Annotated in this window: 14 protein-coding genes; 3 read left to right on the top strand and 11 right to left on the bottom strand. The window is 71.7% G+C overall.

The window, feature by feature from the left end:
* From ACFQ6X_RS07775 to ACFQ6X_RS07730, 10 genes are all read right to left on the bottom strand, one after another.
* Window positions 1–530 (bottom strand): flavodoxin-dependent (E)-4-hydroxy-3-methylbut-2-enyl-diphosphate synthase (locus tag ACFQ6X_RS07775; protein WP_383177451.1); only part of this gene is annotated, 530 nt, incomplete at its 3' end.
* A 172-nt stretch (window positions 531–702) separates the two neighbouring features.
* Complete coding sequence (locus ACFQ6X_RS07770; RefSeq protein WP_383177448.1) at window positions 703–2,013, bottom strand: M50 family metallopeptidase; 1,311 nt, start codon at window positions 2,011–2,013, stop codon at window positions 703–705.
* Window positions 2,010–3,272 (bottom strand): 1-deoxy-D-xylulose-5-phosphate reductoisomerase, encoded by a 1,263-nt coding sequence (gene dxr / locus ACFQ6X_RS07765; RefSeq protein ID WP_383177445.1) that lies wholly within the window; start codon window positions 3,270–3,272, stop codon window positions 2,010–2,012. Before dxr ends, ACFQ6X_RS07770 begins: the two co-directional genes overlap by 4 nt.
* Window positions 3,273–3,324: 52 nt before the next feature.
* Complete coding sequence (locus ACFQ6X_RS07760) at window positions 3,325–4,080, bottom strand: hypothetical protein (protein WP_383177442.1); 756 nt, start codon at window positions 4,078–4,080, stop codon at window positions 3,325–3,327.
* A gap of 78 nt (window positions 4,081–4,158) precedes the next feature.
* Window positions 4,159–4,653: a nucleotidyltransferase domain-containing protein gene (locus ACFQ6X_RS07755; protein ID WP_383177439.1), complete on the bottom strand. Its 495-nt coding sequence runs from the start codon at window positions 4,651–4,653 to the stop codon at window positions 4,159–4,161.
* 47 nt (window positions 4,654–4,700) lie between these two features.
* Window positions 4,701–5,939, bottom strand: a complete 1,239-nt coding sequence (gene aroA, locus ACFQ6X_RS07750; protein WP_383177436.1) for a 3-phosphoshikimate 1-carboxyvinyltransferase — start codon at window positions 5,937–5,939, stop codon at window positions 4,701–4,703.
* Between the two features lie 81 nt (window positions 5,940–6,020).
* Window positions 6,021–7,967, bottom strand: coding sequence for an acyl-CoA dehydrogenase family protein (locus tag ACFQ6X_RS07745; RefSeq protein ID WP_383177433.1), 1,947 nt, complete (start codon window positions 7,965–7,967; stop codon window positions 6,021–6,023).
* A gap of 185 nt (window positions 7,968–8,152) precedes the next feature.
* Window positions 8,153–9,598, bottom strand: coding sequence for an aldehyde dehydrogenase family protein (locus ACFQ6X_RS07740; protein ID WP_383177430.1), 1,446 nt, complete (start codon window positions 9,596–9,598; stop codon window positions 8,153–8,155).
* Between the two features lie 170 nt (window positions 9,599–9,768).
* Complete coding sequence (locus ACFQ6X_RS07735) at window positions 9,769–11,358, bottom strand: PucR family transcriptional regulator (RefSeq protein WP_383177427.1); 1,590 nt, start codon at window positions 11,356–11,358, stop codon at window positions 9,769–9,771.
* A 108-nt stretch (window positions 11,359–11,466) separates the two neighbouring features.
* Window positions 11,467–13,830, bottom strand: coding sequence for an ATP/GTP-binding protein (locus ACFQ6X_RS07730; RefSeq protein WP_383177425.1), 2,364 nt, complete (start codon window positions 13,828–13,830; stop codon window positions 11,467–11,469).
* A gap of 245 nt (window positions 13,831–14,075) precedes the next feature.
* On the opposite strand from ACFQ6X_RS07730, the gene gabT reads away from it, so the two are divergent.
* Window positions 14,076–15,416, top strand: coding sequence for a 4-aminobutyrate--2-oxoglutarate transaminase (gabT, locus tag ACFQ6X_RS07725; protein ID WP_383177422.1), 1,341 nt, complete (start codon window positions 14,076–14,078; stop codon window positions 15,414–15,416).
* Between the two features lie 150 nt (window positions 15,417–15,566).
* The gene (locus ACFQ6X_RS07720; protein ID WP_383177419.1) at window positions 15,567–16,385 is read left to right on the top strand and encodes a phosphatase PAP2 family protein; all 819 of its coding nucleotides are present in this window, start codon (window positions 15,567–15,569) and stop codon (window positions 16,383–16,385) included.
* On the opposite strand, the gene ACFQ6X_RS07715 is transcribed toward ACFQ6X_RS07720, so the two are convergent.
* A complete protein-coding gene (locus ACFQ6X_RS07715; RefSeq protein WP_383177416.1) occupies window positions 16,336–18,168 on the bottom strand; it encodes a chitinase in 1,833 nt (610 codons plus the stop codon). The two genes, ACFQ6X_RS07720 and ACFQ6X_RS07715, sit on opposite strands and share 50 nt — an antisense overlap.
* Window positions 18,169–18,397: 229 nt before the next feature.
* Here ACFQ6X_RS07715 and ACFQ6X_RS07710 point away from each other — a divergent pair, with 229 nt between their 5' ends.
* Window positions 18,398–18,724 (top strand): GYD domain-containing protein, encoded by a 327-nt coding sequence (locus ACFQ6X_RS07710; protein ID WP_383177413.1) that lies wholly within the window; start codon window positions 18,398–18,400, stop codon window positions 18,722–18,724.
* The last annotated feature ends 17 nt before the right edge of the window (window positions 18,725–18,741 follow it).

The raw sequence follows: 18,741 nt of genomic DNA, 5'->3' as shown, positions 1-18,741 counted from the left end.
AGCGACGCCTCCCACAGCGCCGACTCCACCAGAGCCTCCGGCGTCGCCTTCCCGTACTTCTTCAGCAGCCGCGCGTCCAGCGAACCCGCGTTCACGCCGATCCGGATCGGCGTACCGGCATCACCGGCCGCCTTCGCGATCTCCTTGACCTTGTCGTCGAACTGCTTGATGTTCCCCGGATTCACCCGCACCGCCGCACAGCCCGCGTCGATCGCCGCGAACACGTACTTCGGCTGGAAGTGAATATCCGCGATCACCGGAATCTGCGACTTGCGCGCGATCGTCGACAGGGCATCCGCGTCATCCTGCGTCGGACACGCCACCCGCACGATCTGACAGCCCGACGCCGTCAGCTCGGCAATCTGCTGCAACGTCGCACCGATGTCCGACGTACGCGTCGTCGTCATCGACTGCACCGACACCGGTGCGTCCCCACCGACCGCCACCGACCCGACCTGGATCTGACGGCTGACCCGTCGGTCGGCGAGCTTGGTCGGAACGGCCGGCATTCCGAGAGAAATCGCAGTCATGCGCTGAGCATCCCCAAGGTGTGGATCGAGGTCCCGAGAACGGCGGGCTCCAGAGTTCGAGGTTACGGCACCGGAGGAAGGACGGGCGCACCCCGTCCGGCAATACCGCCGAACGGTGAGTGGCCGGACACCGCCTGTGTGCCCGGCCGCCACCTCCGGGACGCGGGAGGCGTCAGGTGATCTTGACGGGGTTCACGATGTCGGCGACCAGCACCAGCAGCGTGAAGCAGATGAATACGCCGGCGACGACATAGGCGACCGGCATCAGCTTGGCCACGTCGAAGGGGCCGGGGTCGGGCCGCTTGAAGACGCGGGCCACATTGCGGCGCAGGGATTCCCAGAGAGCACCGGCGATGTGTCCGCCGTCGAGCGGCAGCAGGGGCAGCATGTTGAAGAGGAACAGCGAGAGGTTGAAGCCGGCCAGCAGGAACAGCATCATCGCGATCTGGTTCTGTGCCGGGACGTCGAGGTTCATCACCTCGCCGCCGATCCTGGCCGCGCCGACCACGCCGACCGGCGAGTCGTCGGCGCGCTCGCCGTCGCTGAAGGCCGCGTTCCACAGATCGGGGATCTTGGAGGGCAGGGCGATGATCGAGTCGACGCCGTTCTCGATCATGTCGCCCATGCGGACGACCGAGTCGCCGAAGGAGAGCGGCAGGATCTCCGTGTTGGCGGCGAAGCCGAGGTAGCCGGCCTCGACATAGGCCTTGGGGACGACCTGGCCGTCGGAGTCCTTCTTGGCGACGGTGTTCTTCTGCAGCACGGCGTGCAGGGTCTGCTCCCGGCCGTCGCGCTCCACGGTGAGGGTGGCCGGCCCGATGGTCTTCCGGATCCGGTCCGAGAGGGTCGCCCAGTCGTCGATCTTCTCGCCGTCGAAGGCGACGATCCTGTCGCCCTTCTGCAGCCCGGCGGCCTTGGCGGGCGAGACCGGGTCGGAGGCCTTGCAGGCGTCACGTTCCTCGCTCTGCTCGATCACGCACTGCTGGACGCCCGCGACCTCCGTGGTCTGGGTCTGGAAGCCGAAGGTCATGGCCACGCCCATGAAGATCGCGACGGCCAGGACCAGGTTCATGAACGGCCCGGCGAACATCACGATCACGCGCTTCCACGGCTTGCGCGTGTAGAAGAGCCGGGTCTCGTCGCCCGGCTCGAGCTCCTCGAAGGCGGCGGATCTGGCGTCCTCGATCATGCCGCGCCAGGGCGAGGTGGAGCGTGCCTCCAGCCGCCCGTCGGGTCCCGGCGGGAACATGCCGATCATCCGGATGTAGCCGCCGGCGGGAATGGCCTTGATGCCGTACTCGGTGTCGCCCTTCTTGCGCGACCAGATCGTCGGGCCGAAGCCGACCATGTACTGCGGCACCCGGATGCCGAAGAGCTTGGCGGTCGACAGGTGACCCAGCTCGTGCCAGGCGATCGAGAACAGCAGACCCACGGCGAAGATGGCGATCCCCAGGACCGTCATCAGGATCGTCGTCATACTCATGCGTGCGCCTCCGCTGTCGCTTTCGCCGAGAGTTCCCTGGCCCGGGAACGGGCCCAGGTCTCCGCCTCGAGGACGTCCGCGACGTCGAGTGAAGTTCCCGTGGCAGGGGTGCCGTGTTCGGCGACCACTGCGGTGACCGTATCCATGATGCCGTTGAAGGGCAGCCGTCCTGCCAGGAATGCGTCCACGCACTCCTCGTTGGCGGCGTTGAACACCGCCGGGGCGGTGCCGCCCAGGGTGCCGACGTGGCGGGCGAGCCCGACGGACGGGAAGGCCTCGGTGTCCAGCGGGAAGAACTCCCAGCTGGAGGCCCTCGTCCAGTCGAAGGCGGGGGCCGCGTCCGGGATCCGCTCGGGCCAGCCGAGCCCGATGGCGATCGGGCCCCGCATGTCGGGCGGGGTCGCCTGCGCGAGGGTGGAGCCGTCGGTGAACTCCACCATCGAGTGAACGTACGACTGGGGGTGGACCACGACCTCGATCCGGTCGAACGGAATGTCGTAGAGGAGATGCGCCTCGATGACTTCCAGGCCCTTGTTGACCAGCGTCGCCGAGTTGACCGTGATGACCGGGCCCATGGCCCAGGTCGGGTGCGCGAGGGCCTGCTCGCGGGTGACGCCGGCGAGCTCGCTCCTCGTGCGTCCGCGGAACGGCCCGCCGGAGGCGGTCACGACGAGCTTGCGCACGTCGGCGCGCTTTCCGGCGGCGAGGGCCTGGAAGAGCGCGGCGTGCTCGGAGTCGACCGGGATGATCTGGCCGGGAGCCGCGAGGGCCTTCACGAGCGGGCCGCCGACGATCAGCGACTCCTTGTTGGCGAGGGCGAGCGTGCGCCCGGCCTTCAGCGCGGCGAGCGTGGGGGCCAGGCCGATGGAGCCGGTGATCCCGTTCAGCACGGTGTGGCAGTCGCTCGCGGCGAGCTCGGCCGCGGCCCCGGGCCCGGCCAGGATCTCGGGGAGCGGTTCGCCCGCCCCGTAACTCGCGCGCAGGGCCTCGCGCAGCGCGGGCACCTTGTCCTCGGCGGCGACCGCGACCGTACGCACCCGCAGCTGCCGCGCCTGCTCGGCGAGGAGCTCGACCCGGCCGCCCGCGGCGGACAGCGCCGTGACACGGAAGCGGTCGGGGTTGCGCAGCACCAGGTCGATGGCCTGCGTGCCGATGGACCCGGTGGAGCCGAGGATCACAAGATCCCGGCGGCCGTCCGCGGCGTCGAATACGAGATGCGGATCGGCGAGGGGTACGGGGCTGTCGCTCATGCCCCCCATTGTTGCCGCATCCGCTGTGCGCGCGGACAGTGCGTCCCCGTCGGGGCGTGCCTCAGGCCTGCCCGGCACGGAATTTCTTCCACTGGGCGGCCATGATGTCCTGCGGCACCCCGCCGATGTCCTTGGTGGCGAGGATCTCCCCGCGGAAGGCGAGCGTGGTGGAGCCGGCCCGTACGACGGTGAGGTACTCGTACAGCTTCACCTTGTCCTTCACGTCGAGGATGGTGAAGCGGTACGCACTCGCCTCGTCGGCCTCGCCCGCGAAGGCGGGCAGCCCGGTGGGTTCGACCTTCACGTACCTGGCCCGCGCGATGGCCCGCTCCTCCATCAGGCCCCCGGCACAGTCCCGGCCGGCCTTGCGGAGGGACTGCATGACCTTCGCGGCCTCGCCGTTCCCGTACGAGCGAAGGGTCACGTCGACCATGACGCCGAGCATGTCGTCGGGGACGTCGACCCTGCGCTGCACCTGGGCGGCGGGGTCGTGGTCGCCGGCGTCACCGGCGAGGCTGACGAGCGGCTGGCAGACGGCCGGGGTGGCGGTGTATCCGTCGCCGAGCGGCCCGTCCAGGGCGTACTCGTTGGCGGTGTAGGCGCCTGCCTTCTCCCCGTCGGTGAAGGCGACCGCCTCGAGCTCTGCTTCGGTGAGCGCCGGGGCCGCGGAGCGCGACGGGGCGGGGCTCTTCCCGGCCTTGTCGTTGCCGCCGTCGCCGCTGTCACCGCATCCGGTGACGCCGAGGAGCGTCACCACCGCGCATCCCACGGCTGCGGCGCTCCGCCATCCGGCCCGCCGGTATCCCGCCCCGAACATCCTTGCCCCACTCTCCCGTTGGTGGTGACGATCATGTCTCCGACCGCCGCCGAGGCTCGATTGTGCTGCATACGGGGGTCAGATTCGCGTATCGATGCCGAACTTCTTCCTCAGCTGCGCCATGTCCCGGACGTCACGGTCGGCCGGTTCGTACCCCTGGTGGAACAGGACCTGCTGCTCCGCGGAGATGCAGCGCACGGTGGTCGCTCCGATGGTGCCGGTGACGAAGCAGGACGCGGGGTAGCGAAAGGGCTCGGCCGGATCGAGTGAGGACTGCACCGCGGAGCCGTCGGCGGCGAACTCCAGCGGATGCAGGTCGATCTCGAGCCCGGAGGGATGGCTGAGGACGAAGCGCGCGGGGCGCCAGTCGAGTGTCTCGGCATAGCCCGCCGAGGTCAGGGCCGCGACGACGGCGGGCTCCTGCTCCCGGACGTGCAGGAGGTCGAGGTCCCGGTGCTCGCGGGTCTCCTCGCCGAGCAGGGCGTCGATGCCCCAGCCTCCCGCGATCACCACGTCGGCCCCGGCCGCTCGGAGCAGGGACAGGATGGACAGGACATCGCTCCGGGACATCATGCGGGCAGGGTAGGCGCCGCCGCCGGCCGTGCGCACGGCCTTTTCCGTCAGCCGGTGCTCCCTGCCGCGAACTCCGCGAACACCTCGTGGAATTCGGGGAACGTCTTGCGTACGCAGCCGGGGTCGTCGTAGCTCATCCCGGGCGCGCGCAGCCCCGCGACCGCGAACGACATCACGATCCGGTGGTCGCCGTGGGTGGCGATCTCCGTGGCACGGGGGGTTCCGGGGTGGATCTCGATCCAGTCGGGTCCGGTGTGCACGGTGATCCCCATCCGCCGCAGGTTCGCCGCGCAGGCCTCCAGCCGGTCGCACTCCTTCACCCGGGTGTTGGCGACGTCCTCGATCCGTACGGGCGACGAGGCGAACGGCGCGATCGCGGCCAGGGTGGGCATCGTGTCGGAGATGTCGCGCATGTTGACGGTGAGACCGCGCAGGGCACCGGTGGACCGGACCGTCGTCGCGTCGGCCGTGGTCCGCACCTCGGCGCCCATGCGGCGCAGCACGTCGGTGAAGCGCAGGTCGCCCTGGAGCGCGTCCGTCCCGAGGCCGGGAACGGTGACCTCACGGCCGGTGAGAGCCGCGGCCGCGAAGAAGTAGCTCGCGGTGGACGCGTCGGGCTCGACGGCGTACGTCGTGGCGCGGTAGCCGCCCGGGGGGACGCTGAACGTGTTCCCCTCCCGGGCGACCTCGACGCCGAAGCTGCGCATCATCGAGAGGGTGATCTCGATGTACGGCGCCGACACGAGCTCCGTGACGTCGATCCGCAGCCCTTCAGCGGTGAGCGGTCCGAGCATGAGCAGGGCGGTGAGGTACTGGGACGACTCCCCCGCGTCCAGGGTCAGTTCACCGCCCTTGACCCCCGATGCCTCGATGCGGAGCGGGTGGTGGCCCTCCGCGCCCTCGTGGTGCAGCTCCACGCCGAGGGTGCGCAGGGCCTCGGTGAGCGGGGCGAGGGGGCGCCGGCGCATCTGCGCCGAGGCGTCGAAGCGGTAGGTGCCGGTGGCCGCGGCGGCTGCCAGCGTCGGCAGGAAACGTGCGGTGGTGGCCCCGTCGCGGCAGTGGACCTCGGCCTCGGTGACGGCGGGACCGGAGGGGCGGCCCTCGATGTGCCAGCGGTCCGGCTCGCGCGTCACCCCGTATCCGAGGCGGGTCAGCCCTTCGGTGAACCCTTCGGTGTCGTCCGAGCGCAGGGGCCTCAGGAGGGTGGTGGTGCCGTCCGCGGCGGCGGCCAGGAAGAGGGCGCGGGCGGTGACGGACTTGGAGCCGGGGATGTGGATGACGGTCACGGGCACCCATCCTGCCGTGCGGCGGGCGCACCCGCGGGGCGCGTCCAGGCAGTGGACGCGCCCCGCGGGGGTGTTGCCGGTTCAGCGGATGGGGCGGTGGACGTTCTCCCCGGTGGCCGGGCCGGGGGTGGCGTCGGCGATCCAGGGGCCGTCGCCGCTGGGGTCGATGACGCCCTCCTCCAGCCAGGTGTACGTACCGGACAGGACTCCGTCGACCACACGCCGGTCGATGTCGTCGGTGTTGGACCACAGCCGGGTGAAGAGTTCCTCCACCCGGATGCGGGACTGACGGCAGAAGACGTCGGCGAGCTGGTACGCCTCGCGGCCGTGGTCGCCGTTGACACGCAGGTGTTCGGCACGGACGCAGGCGGCGCTCATGGCGAAGAGTTCGGCGCCGATGTCGACGATCCGGCCGAGGAAGCCCTGCTTGGTCTCCATGCGGCCCTGCCAGCGGGACATCGCGTAGAAGGTGGAGCGGGCGAGCTTGCGGGCGGAGCGTTCGACGTACCGGAGGTGGGCGGAGAGGTCCGGGTGCCCGGGAACCCTGAACTCGCTGTACGCGCTGGGGAGCTGCCCCGGCCCGCTGACGAGCTTCGGCAGCCACCGTGCGTAGAACCCCGCCGCGTTGGCGCCCGCCTTCGCCTTGGCCGAGAGGGGCTTGTCGGGGTCGATGATGTCGCCGGCGACCTTGAGGTGGGCGTCGACGGCCTCGCGGGCGATCAGCAGATGCATGATCTCCGTGGAGCCCTCGAAGATCCGGTTGATCCTCATGTCGCGGAGCATCTGCTCGGCGGGTACGGCGCGTTCGCCGCGGGCCGCGAGCGAATCGGCGGTCTCGAAGCCGCGCCCGCCGCGGATCTGGACCAGTTCGTCGGAGATCAGCCAGCCCATCTCGGAGCCGTACAGCTTGGCCAGGGCGGCTTCGATCCGAATGTCGTTGCGGTTCTCGTCGGCCATCTGCGAGGAGAGGTCGACGACCGCCTCCAGCGCGAACGTGGTGGCGGCGATGAAGGAGATCTTCGCGCCGACCGCCTCGTGCCGGGCGACCGGTCGGCCCCACTGCTCGCGCACGGCCGTCCATTCGCGGGCGATCTTCAGCGACCACTTCCCGACGCCCACGCACATGGCGGGCAGCGAGAGGCGTCCGGTGTTGAGCGTGGTCAGGGCGATCTTGAGCCCTGCGCCCTCGGGGCCGATCCGGTTGGCCGCGGGTACGCGGACCCGGTGGAAGCGGGTCACCCCGTTCTCGATGCCGCGCAGGCCCATGAAGGCGTTGCGGTGCTCGACGGTGATGCCCTCGGAGTCCGCCTCGACGACGAAGGCCGTGATGCCGCCCTTGTGGCCCTCGGACTCCGGGACGCGGGCCATCACGACGAGCAGGTCGGCGACGACGCCGTTGGTCGTCCAGAGCTTCACGCCGTCCAGGACGTAGTCGTCCCCGTCGGGAACGGCCGAGGTCGCGAGCCTCGCAGGGTCGGAGCCCACGTCGGGTTCGGTGAGGAGGAACGCCGAGATGTCCGTACTGGCCAGGCGGGGCAGGAAGGCGTCCTTCTGCTCCTGGGTGCCGAACATCTTCAGCGGCTGCGGTACGCCGATGGACTGGTGGGCGGAGAGCAGCGCGCCGAGCGAGGGGCTGGCGGAACCGACCAGGGCGAGCGCCTTGTTGTAGTAGACCTGGGTCAGTCCCAGGCCGCCGTACTTGGGCTCGATCTTCATACCGAGGGCGCCGAGTTCCTTGAGGCCGTTGACGACCTCGTCGGGGATCCTGGCCTCCCTCTCGATGAGCGCCCCGTCGATCCCGGTCTCGCAGAACTCGCGCAGCCGGGCGAGGAAGGCCTCGCCGCGCCGTACGTCGTCTGCGGCGGGCAGGGGGTGCGGATGGATCAGGTCCAGCCGGAAGCGTCCGAGGAAGAGTTCCTTGGCGAAGCTCGGCTTGCGCCAGTCCTGTTCGCGGGCGGCCTCGGCCACCTGCCGTGCTTCACGCTCGGTGACCTTGGGGGCCTGGGGAATGTCGGATGGGGCGGACATGAGGAGCTCACCTCGCCGCGAGTCGGGTCGATGGTCGGGACGTACGCATACCGATCGGTACTACTCGTCCGTATGTACCCGATCCGCGCCACCCCCACCACCCCTGGGACCGGCTCGCGGCGGCTACGGAACCGGCCGGAGCCCCCGCACAGCGGGCTCCGGCCGGTTCCTGACCCACGCGCGGGCTACAGGGCCAGGCCAGTGAGGACCAGGACCCTCTCGTAGGTGTAGTCGTCCATCGCGTAGCGGACGCCCTCGCGGCCCACGCCGGACTGCTTGGCGCCGCCGTACGGCATCTGGTCGGCGCGGTAGGAGGGGACGTCGCCGATGACCACGCCGCCCACCTCCAGGGCGCGGTGGGCGCGGAACGCGGTCTGCAGGTCGTGCGTGAAGACGCCTGCCTGCAGGCCGTACTTGGAGGCGTTCACGGCGGCGAAGGCCTCTGCCTCGCCGTCGGTCCGCTGCACGGACAGCACCGGGCCGAAGACCTCCTCGCAGGCGATCTTCGAGGTGCCGGGCAGGTCGGTGAGGACCGTCGGGGCGTAGGTGGCCCCGTCGCGCTTGCCGCCGGTGAGCAGCTGGGCGCCCGCCTCGACGGCCTCGTCGACCCAGGACTCGACCCGGCGGGCGGCGTTCTCGTCGACGAGCGGGCCGACGTCCGTGGCCGCGTCCGAGGGGTCGCCGGTCACGAGGGCCTCGACGGCCGCGACGATCTTCGGGACGAGGCGGTCGTACACCGAGGAGTCGGCGATGACGCGCTGCACCGAGATGCAGGACTGGCCGCCCTGGTAGTTGGAGAAGGTCGCGATACGGGTCGCGGCCCAGTCCAGGTCCGCCTCGGAGGCGTAGTCGGCGAGTACGACGGCCGCGCCGTTGCCGCCGAGTTCCAGGGTGCAGTGCTTGCGCGGCACCGACTCCATGATCGAGTAACCGACCGGGCCGGAGCCGGTGAAGGAGATCACGGGCAGCCGCTCGTCCTTGACCAGGGCGGGCATCCTGTCGTTCGGCACGGTCAGGACGGACCAGGAACCGGCCGGGAGGTCGGTCTCGGCCAACAGCTCGCCCAGGATCAGGGACGAGATGGGGGTGGCCGGGGCGGGCTTGAGGATGATCGGCGCGCCGACGGCGATGGCCGGGGCGACCTTGTGGGCGCTCAGGTTGAGCGGGAAGTTGAAGGGCGCGATGCCGAGGACGGGACCGCGCGGGAAGCGCCGGGTCAGTGCGAGGCGGCCGGTCCCGCCGGCGTCGGTGTCCAGCCGCTGGGCGTCGCCGCCGTTGAAGCGGCGGGCCTCCTCGGCGGCGAACCGGAACACGGAGACGGCACGGCCGACCTCACCGCGGGCCCACTTGATGGGCTTGCCGTTCTCGCCGGAGATCAGCTGGGCGATCTCCTCGGTGCGCTCCGTCAGGCGCCGCACCACGTGGTCGAGCGCCGCGGCCCGCACGTGCGCCGGGGTGGCGGCGAACTCGTCACGCACGGCGTGCGCGGCGGCGACGGCCTCCTCGACCTGGGCGTCGGTCGGCACGCTGACCGTGCCGATGAGACGGCCGTCCCAGGGGTTGGTGACGTCGAAGCTGTCCTCGCCGGTGGCCTGGCGGCCGGCCAGCCAGAAGGCGTGGGTGGAAGTCATGGCGGTTCCGGCCCTTCGGGGGGTGTGAACGGGAGGTCTCGGGCACCGCGGAGGCACCCTCCTGGCCCCACCGTAGGTCGGCCGGGCGCCGATGACGTTTGTCCGGCGTGGAGCGGACCGGAGGGGCGTTGCGCCGGATTGTCGGAGCCGGGCGGCCGCGGTCCTGCCCGCTACTGGGTCCCGGACGACGCGGCTGTCGTCTTCAGGGCCAGCCACAGCTCCATGCGGACGTCCGGATCGTCCAGGGAGCGGCCCAGGATCTCCTCCACCCGGCGCATCCGGTACCGCAGCGTGTGGCGGTGGACGCCCAGGTCCGCGGCGGCGGCGTCCCACTGGCCGTGCCGGGAGAGCCAGGCCTGCAGCGAGGCGACCAGGTCGCCCCGGCCCTTCGCGTCGTGCTCGTACAGGGGGCGCAGCATCCCGTCGGCGAAGGCCCGTACCGCGTCGTCGGCCAGGAGCGGCAGGACGGAGCCGGCGGCGAGCTCCTCGTGCTCGACCAGGGCCCTGCCTCTGCGGCGGGCGACCGAGAGCGCCTGTTCGGCCTGCTTGTACGCGGCGGCGACGGCGATGGGGCCGCAGGGGGCGGACAGCCCGACGACGACGTCACCCTCCTCCTTGCCCGGCTCGTGGGCCGGGCGCTCGTCCTGCGTCCCGGCATGCGCGGCGCACGCGGCGACCGCGGCGCCGCCGTCCGCGGCCAGCACCACGACCCGTTCGCCCTCGGGGACCATCAGCAGTGCCTCGCCCGACCGGGCCGCCGCGGCCTCCATCGTCTCGGCGAGCAGCTCGGTGGCCACGGGGGCGGAGGGGGCCGACGGGGTGAAGGCCTCCGCGATGAGCAGCCGGAAGGGGGCGTCGAGCAGGCCCCCGTACAGGTCACCGGCGACCGCACGGGCGTGGTCGGGCTGCCCGGCCAGCAGCATGCGCAGGACCGCCGCGCCGAGGCGCTGCTCCGCGCCCTGGAGCGAGCGGGAGCGGGCCGTGGTGAGGGTGAGCAGGGCGACCGCGGAGTGCACCGCGTAGCGCTCGGCCGTGCCGAGCGCGGCCCCCGTGCCGACGGCCAGCGCGCCGCGGGTGCGGTGGCCGGTGCCCAGCGACTGGAGCTCGACCCGGTCGTCGGTGTCTCCGACGACGGCGCTGGCCGGGGCGGGACGGTCCCGGAGGCGCTCCACGTCGGGCGTGAGCCGGGCGGCGCGGCGGGCCGCCCAGTCGGGCGCCGCGGCGACGACCGCGCCGGATGTGTCGTACAGCGCGGCCCAGCCGTCGACGTACGCGGCGAGGCGCGTCAGGAGTTCTCCCGGGCCGTCCCCGGCGAGTGCGGCCCGGGTCAGCTCCCGCTGGGCCTCGAAGCCCGCGGTGACGGCCCGGTACTGGTCGGCGGCGATCGCCGCGGACACGGCCTTGCTGATGGCGATGAACGGGGTGCGGCGGGGTACTTCGAGGAGCGGCAGCCCGGATTCGTCGGCGGCGGCGACGAGGGCATCGGGAATGTCCTCGTAGGTGACGCCGACGGCGAAGCCGATCCCGGCGACTCCGGCGCCGGCCAGGCGCTGGACGTACCTGCGCATGGCCTCGGGGTCCTCGGCGTCGAGGTTCGTGGCGGTGACGAGGAGGAGCTCGCCGCCGTCCATGTACGGCACGGGGTCGGCGAGCTCGCTGGCGTGCGCCCAGCGCACCGGCGTGTCGAGCCGGCCCGCCCCTGCCCGGACCGTGAGCTTGAGCGCGGAGTGCTGGACGAGCGAGGCGAGAGTGGGGGGCATGGGATCGCCGGACCTCTGGGAGTCGATTGCGCCGTCCCGTACAGACGGCCGCAATCGATTCTGCCAGGGCGGCAGGTTTCCCGTAACCGCTTGCCCCGGCCCGCGCCCTCAGCGTCCGAGCTCGACCAGCAGGGGCGGCGCGTGTTCGCCGTCGACTGTCGTCAGGGACAGGACGGCGTGTCCGGAGGGCAGTGAGTAGGCCAGCTCGGACGCCGACCAGCGCTCCCGTTCGACGCGCCGTACGGTCACGGCGTCCCTGGTCACGGCCTTGCCGGTGACCAGTTTGCGCAAGCCGTGCAGCGCGCGGGTGAACGGCTGGTCGGCGAAGACCGCGTGCTGGGCGACCTCGCGGGTCTCCACCCACTCCTTGCCCCAGACCTCCGCGAAGCGCTTGCCGTCCCAGGTGGTGACCCCGGAGAAGGCCATGCAGCAGCCGACCGCGCCGAGCAGCGCGGTGTGCAGCCCTTCGGGTACGTCGTCGACGGTACGCAGGGTGAGGACGGCGCCCGCGTTGACCGACCGCAGCCGCCTCACGCCCCTGACGGTCTCGGTGGTGACGGTGTGCGTGGCGTCGTCCAGTACCAGGCAGACGAAGAGCGAGTGGTCCGTGCGGGCGGCGGCGATCGCGTTGAACTGGGCGAGGACGAGCCGGGCGAGGAGCCGCGAGGCCTCGGCGTGCGCACGCTCCGGCAGATCGATCCTGACCCGCAGCGGAAGGTGCTCCAGGGAGCGCAGCGAGAAGGGGCGGGCGCCGTCGCCGGTGGCGAAGAACGGGGCGAACGCGGGCCGGTCGAGCAAGGCGATCCGGTCGGCGAGCACCGGCGCCGGGTCTCCGGCGCCGCCCTTCTGGCGCGCGCGGGTCTCGAGTTCGCGCAGCATCGCGTGGTGGCCGCCGGCCGACAGGGCCTCCCGCAGGGTGCCGATCGCGGAGTCGTCGCCGTCGAGGAGTTCCCTGAGCGCGGGCACCCCGGGAAAGTGTCCGTGGACGGCACGGTAGGGGCCGAGCAGCTGGGCCAGCACCGTGGCGGCGCGCCTGCTGTCCAGGTGGGTGACATCGCCGACGAGCCCTTCCGCGAGCACACCAGCGGCCTCGTCGGGGTCGGTCGTGCCGCCGTACAGATCGAAGTCGTGGACGGATGCGGGGTCGCCGATCCGCACGACGACGTCGTACGCGTCGTCGGGGCCGAGCCGGCCCCCGGCCGAGCCGACCGCGAGTACGGCCGCCCGCCCGGCGAGTGCCTGGAGGGCGAGCGACTCCACGACCGGGCGCACCAGACGGGCGGACTTCCCGGCCCCCGGCGGCCCGACCGCGAGGAGCGAGGTGCCGAGCAGCGCGGGTTCCAGGGCGACGCCCGAGCCGCGGCGCGCGTAGGGGTTGTGCGGGTCATCGGCACAGCTGCCGATGCGGACCTGGCCGGTCAGCAGGTCGTGGTGCGCGGTGCGCTGCGGCAGGTCGCGGGCTCCGGAGGGGTGGAGCGCCGCGGCTCCGCCGGTGCGCAGGACGGCTTCGGTGAGTGCGGCGACCCGGCCGGCGTGCGTCCGGCCCACGGTCCAGGCGTGGCGCAGACGCGCGACGTCGACGTCGTTCATCCGGCCGGTGCGTACCTCGGCGGCGAGTGTCTCGGCCGCGTCGGTCTGCCCTGCCGCGCGCAGTTCCGGCCACTGTTCGGGGGTGGTGGCGTCCGGGGGTGCGACGGGGGCCGCCGGGACGGGGGCCGGGGCGCCGGAGCGGCCCCTGAGGCGCTCGGCGGCCGTCTCGCGCCAGTTCCCGAGGCGGGCGAACGGCCAGAGGACCCCGAGAGTGATCAGGGTGTAGATCACGTTCACCACGGCCTGGCTCTGGAAGATCTCGCCGCCCGCCACCGAGGCGACGAGGACGAGCACCGGCCTGACGACGGGCACGGCGTCCTTCCACACCAGGAGCTGCGCGACCCCCGCGGCGGCGGCCGTCACCAGGGCGAGGAAGGGCTGCCCGCGCCCGGCGACATGACGCCGGAAGATCTCGGACCAGTTCCCCAGGCGCCCGCACCCGTAGACGAGGAGCCCGAAGAGGACGGCCTCGTAGACGGTGAGGGCGTCGGCGCCCTCGACCGTCCTGGGTCCGCCGAACGTTCCCGCGTACCACCAGTCGCCCGGGGTGAAGAGCTTCAGGGGGACCAGCCGGTAGGGGATGTAGCCGTTGCGCCACAGGGACCACAGGAGGAGCCCGCACAGCGCCGAGATCAGAACCCCGGCCACCAGCGAGCGGTCGGAGACGCCCTCCGGCTTCTCGGGCGGGCGCGGGGTGTGTCCGTAGCGCCAGACGCCCGGTTCCCTTACGGGGCGGGGGGTGCGCAGCCACTCCTCCAGCGGGGGGCCGGCGGCTGCGGGGGCGTGCGCGGGGGGCGGTGGAGCGGACGGCGGTGGTCCCGCCGGGCGGGGCACCCGGTCCGCGCTCGTACCCCGTTTGCCGTACGTGCCTTCGGTGTCCATGAACCGCTGCCCCCTGACCAGCCACGTCCCGCCTTCTGCACCGGTCAATCTAGTGCCAGGACACGGGGAGTTCAGCAACCCGGCCGGATGGCGCAGGTCGGGGCGGCACAGCATGCGGGGAAGGCCATCTGTCCGCCGCGGACAAGGACACGCCCCCAGTGCTCCCGATCGGAGCATGCCTGCCGCCCGCCGCCGCCCCTAGCCTGCAGAAAGAGAAGCGTCCGAAACACCCCCAGGAGCCCCGCATGTCCGACATTCCGCAGGAGCGCCGCGTCGTCACTGCCATTCCCGGCCCGAAGTCGGTCGAGCTGCAGGCTCGCCGCGTCGCGGCCGTCGCCGCGGGCGTGGGCTCCACGCTGCCGGTGTTCACCGCCAGGGCGGGCGGCGGGATCATCGAGGACGTGGACGGCAACCGGCTGATCGACTTCGGTTCCGGTATCGCCGTGACGTCCGTGGGCGCATCGGCCGAGGCGGTCGTGCGCCGCGCCACCGCGCAGCTCGCCGACTTCACCCACACCTGTTTCATGGTCACGCCGTACGAGGGGTACGTCGAGGTCTGCGAGCAGCTCGCGGAGCTGACGCCGGGCGACCACGCGAAGAAGTCGGCGCTGTTCAACTCGGGCGCCGAGGCCGTCGAGAACGCCGTGAAGATCGCCCGCGCCTACACCAAGCGCACCGCGGTCGTCGTGTTCGACCACGGCTACCACGGCCGGACGAACCTCACGATGGCCCTGACCGCGAAGAACATGCCGTACAAGCAGGGCTTCGGCCCGTTCGCGCCCGAGGTCTACCGCGTCCCGGTGGCGTACGGCTACCGCTGGCCGACCGGCGCCGAGAACGCCGGTGCCGAGGCGTCCGCGCAGGCCATCGACGAGATCACCAAGCAGATCGGCGCGGACAACGTCGCGGCGATCATCATCGAGCCGGTCCTCGGCGAGGGCGGTTTCATCGAGCCGGCCAAGGGCTTCCTCCCGGCGATCGCGCAGTTCGCGAAGGACAACGGCATCGTCTTCGTCGCGGACGAGATCCAGTCCGGCTTCTGCCGCACCGGCCAGTGGTTCGCCTGTGAGGACGAGGGCATCGTCCCCGACCTGATCACCACGGCCAAGGGCATCGCGGGCGGCCTGCCGCTCTCGGCGGTGACCGGTCGCGCCGAGATCATGGACGCCGCGCACGCCGGCGGCCTCGGCGGCACGTACGGCGGCAACCCGGTGGCCTGCGCGGGTGCGCTCGGCGCCATCGAGACGATGCGCGAGCTGGACCTGAACGGGAAGGCCAGGCGCATCGAGGAAATCATGAAGGGCCGTCTGGCCGAGCTGCAGTCCAAGCTCCCGAACGGCGACATCATCGGTGACATCCGAGGCCGTGGCGCGATGATCGCGATCGAGCTCGTGAAGTCCGGCACGAAGGACCCCGACGCGGCAGCCGCGGCGGCGCTGGCCAAGGCCTGCCACGCCGAGGGCCTGCTGGTGCTGACCTGCGGCACGTACGGCAACGTCCTGCGCTTCCTGCCGCCGCTCGTCATCGGCGAGGACCTGCTGAACGAGGGCCTGGACATCATCGAGCAGGCGTTCGCCACGCTCTGATCCCGTGCGGGCCCGCCGGCCGCCGCGAGGCGATTTCGGCGGGGATGACCTGGGCCCGCGTGTGGGCCTGTGAAGAAGGTGTGCGGGGGCCATGGCGGGATAACGTGGGCGCTATCGGTCCCCCCTCCCTCTGACGTACGGTTTCCGCAGATGAGAGAAACACCCCGCCCGCAGGGGACTGCGGGCGATGCCGGGCCGGGGCTCCCCCAGTGCCGATCCGGTCGTGCCCTGGCGCACACCACTGGAGCTTCTGGCTCCGGAACTCCTCACCGATCGGATGGCCGCTCGCCCCACACCCCCCGGGGCGCGCGGCAAACCGATCCGACCGGCCACCTCGGAACAATCCCCCCTGTTCCCCGGTGGCCGGTTCTTCTCGTTTCCCAGGTGTCGGCGCTGCTGGTGCTCTTCGCACTGGTCACCTGGCAGGTCGTGGCCGACGGCCCCCTGCTCGGACCCGACGAACGGGCCGGTCTGGCCCTGGCCGGACGGGGTTCCGCCCGGCTCTCCGACTTCTTCGCCGATCTCGGCAACATGCAGGTCGCCGTGCCGGTGCTGGCGTGCGCGGTCGCCTTCGCCTGGTTCCGCCGTGACCGTCGTGCCGCGCTGTGCGCCGTGGCGGTCATGGCGGCGGTACCCGTGCTGGTCGTTCCCCTCAAGCTGTGGACCGATCGCCAGGGACCGCTGACCGAGGCGACCGGCTACTACCCCTCGGGCCACACGGCCACGGCGGCGGTGGCGTACGGGGCCGCGGCCCTGCTGCTGGCTCCGTACGTGCGCCGTTCATGGATGATGCTCGTCGCCGCCGTCCTGATGACGGCGGCGACGAGCATCGGTCTGGTGCTGCGCGGCTACCACTGGCCGCTGGACGTGATCGCCAGCTGGTGCCTGAGCGCGGTACTGCTGCTGGTGCTGCGGGAGGTCAGCTGCCGAAGTAGGCGTCGAAGTTCTTCTGGAACTCCCAGTTGTTGAAGCGGTCCCAGTTGATGGACCACGTCATCAGCCCGCGCAGCCCGGACCAGGTGCCGTGGGTCTGGTACGAGCCACAGGACGTGCCCGCCTTCTTCGTCAGGCAGTCCAGCGCCTTGGTTACCTCGGCGGGCGAGGTGTGGCCGTTGCCCGCCTGGGTGGAGGCCGGGAGGCCGAAGGCGACCTGCTCGGGGCGCAGGGCCGGGAAGACCTTGGTCTGGTCGCCCGCGACCGGGAAGCCGGTGAGGAGCATGTCGGTCATGGCGATGTGGAAGTCGGCGCCGCCCATCGAGTGGTACTGGTTGTCCAGCCCCATGATGGAGCCCGAGTTGTAGTCCTGGACGTGCAGCAGGGTGAGGTCGTCGCGCAGGGCGTGGATGACCGGGAGGTAGGCGCCGGCGCGCGGGTCCTGGCCGCCCCAGGGGCCTGAGCCGTAGTACTGGTAGCCGAGCTGCACGAAGAAGGTCTCGGGGGCCATGGTGAGGACGAAGCCGGCGCCGTACTTGGCCTTGAGGGACTTCACCGCGGAGATCAGGTTGACGATGACGGGGCTCGTCGGGCTGCGGAAGTCGGTGTCTCCGGTGTTCAGCGAGAGGGAGTGGCCCTCGAAGTCGATGTCCAGGCCGTCGAGCCCGTAGGTGTCGATGATCTTGGACACGGAGGTGACGAAGGCGTCGCGCGCGGTGGTGGAGGCGAGCTGCACCTGGCCGTTCTGGCCGCCGATGGAGATCAGCACCTTCTTGCCGGCGGCCTGCTTGGCCTTGATGGCGGCCTTGAACTCCGCCTCGGACTCCACCCCGGGGCACTCGGCGGCCGGGCAGAGCGAGAAGCGGATGTCCCCGGAGGTCACGGACGTCGGCTCGCCGAAGGCGAGGTTGATGACGTCCCACGAGTCGGGCACATCGGCCATCCGGGTGTAGCCGGAGCCGTTGGCGAAGCTGGAGTGCAGATAACCGACGAGGGCGTGGGCGGGGAGGTCCCCGTTCCCGCCTCCCCCGCCGCCGGCGGTCGTCGTGGCGCTCACGGCGGCGGACTTCGCGGACTCCCCGGCGGCGTTGACCGCGGTGACCTGGAAGCTGTACGCGGTCGACGCGGCCAGCCCCGTCACGGTCGCCGAGGTACCGGAGGCGCTGAGCACCTTCGTCCCGCCCCGGTAGACGTTGTAGCCGGTGGCTCCGGCGGAAGCGGTCCAGGACAGCGGAACGGCGGACGCGGTGGCCGTACCGGCCTTCAGCCCGGTGGGCGCGGCGGGCACGACGACGGGTTCGCCGCCGGGGCCGACGAGGGTGAGGTCGTCGGCGTAGTAGGCCGGGGTGCCGTACCAGCCGTGGGTGTAGACGCTGACCGAGGTGGTCGCGGCGCCGGTCCTGAACGTGGTGGTGAGCTTCGTGTACGCACCGGCGGACTGGGTCCAGGTGGAGACGTCGGTGGTCCCGGTGCCGGAGGCGCCGAGGTACACGTAGCTGCCCTGCACCCACGCGCTCAGCGTGTACGTGGAGTCGGGCTTCACCGTGACGGTCTGGGAGCACTTGGCGTTGTCGCTGCCGGCCGGTGTCGCCTTCAGCGCGGAAGTGCCGCCGTGTACGGGCGTGCTGACGACGGCTCCGCTGCCGCCGGTACAGCTCCAGCCGTCCAGGCCCGCCTCGAAGCTGCCGTTGCGCGCCAGGTCCGCGTCGGCCGCACCGGCGGCCGGCGCCGTGGCGACGAGCCCCCCGGCGGCGAGCAGGGCGGCCGAGAAGGCAGCCAGGAGTCCGGAGAATCGGGCGGGTGGTCCGATGCGTTCCACAACAGCCTCCGTGCAGGGGGGAATTGAGTGGGGCCGCGCACAACATGGTCCAGACCAATCAAGTTGTCAAGACCTCTGGCGGCTCCTCGCTCCTCGTCGTCGCCGGCGCCGAGCGCTGCGGCCTGCCCGTCCGGCCGGGCGGATGCCGCTGTTCGGGGGATCCGCAGGCCGCCTTCGCCCTCCTCCCGCACGGAGCGGGTATCCCCTGACGAAACGAAAGAGGGACACGATGCCGCTCTACCTGTCGAGGTTCAGCTACACGCCGGAAACGTGGGCACGCCTGATCGGCCACCCCGAGGACCGCTCGAAGGCGGCCCGGTCGTACATCGAGTCCGTCGGCGGGAAGCTCCACGGCTTCTGGTACGCCTTCGGCACGCATGACGGCTACAACCTCTGGGAAGCCCCGGACAACGTGTCCATGGCCGCGGTCGCGCTGGCGATCGGCGGAGGTGGCGCGCTCGACTCGTTCGAGACGACGGTCCTCCTGAGCGTCGAGGAAACGCTCGATGCCCTGCAGAAGGCCGGGCAGGTCCGGTACCGCGCCCCCGGCACGTAGCGATGCGGGCTCAGGGC

The organism is Streptomyces sp. NPDC056452, from assembly GCF_042796085.1.
In the GTDB taxonomy this organism is placed as follows: domain Bacteria; phylum Actinomycetota; class Actinomycetes; order Streptomycetales; family Streptomycetaceae; genus Streptomyces.
This window is presented reverse-complemented; position numbering and strand designations above follow the sequence as displayed.

What these genes read in the sequence shown, in the direction of transcription:
- ACFQ6X_RS07770 (WP_383177448.1), bottom strand. Translation starts at nt 2,013, where the DNA reads ATGAGTATGACGACGATCCTGATGACGGTCCTGGGGATCGCCATCTTC.
- dxr (WP_383177445.1), bottom strand. Translation starts at nt 3,272, where the DNA reads ATGGGGGGCATGAGCGACAGCCCCGTACCCCTCGCCGATCCGCATCTC.
- ACFQ6X_RS07760 (WP_383177442.1), bottom strand. Translation starts at nt 4,080, where the DNA reads ATGTTCGGGGCGGGATACCGGCGGGCCGGATGGCGGAGCGCCGCAGCC.
- ACFQ6X_RS07755 (WP_383177439.1), bottom strand. Translation starts at nt 4,653, where the DNA reads ATGATGTCCCGGAGCGATGTCCTGTCCATCCTGTCCCTGCTCCGAGCG.
- ACFQ6X_RS07745 (WP_383177433.1), bottom strand. Translation starts at nt 7,967, where the DNA reads ATGTCCGCCCCATCCGACATTCCCCAGGCCCCCAAGGTCACCGAGCGT.
- ACFQ6X_RS07740 (WP_383177430.1), bottom strand. Translation starts at nt 9,598, where the DNA reads ATGACTTCCACCCACGCCTTCTGGCTGGCCGGCCGCCAGGCCACCGGC.
- ACFQ6X_RS07735 (WP_383177427.1), bottom strand. Translation starts at nt 11,358, where the DNA reads ATGCCCCCCACTCTCGCCTCGCTCGTCCAGCACTCCGCGCTCAAGCTC.
- ACFQ6X_RS07730 (WP_383177425.1), bottom strand. Translation starts at nt 13,830, where the DNA reads ATGGACACCGAAGGCACGTACGGCAAACGGGGTACGAGCGCGGACCGG.
- gabT (WP_383177422.1), top strand. Translation starts at nt 14,076, where the DNA reads ATGTCCGACATTCCGCAGGAGCGCCGCGTCGTCACTGCCATTCCCGGC.
- ACFQ6X_RS07720 (WP_383177419.1), top strand. Translation starts at nt 15,567, where the DNA reads ATGAGAGAAACACCCCGCCCGCAGGGGACTGCGGGCGATGCCGGGCCG.
- ACFQ6X_RS07710 (WP_383177413.1), top strand. Translation starts at nt 18,398, where the DNA reads ATGCCGCTCTACCTGTCGAGGTTCAGCTACACGCCGGAAACGTGGGCA.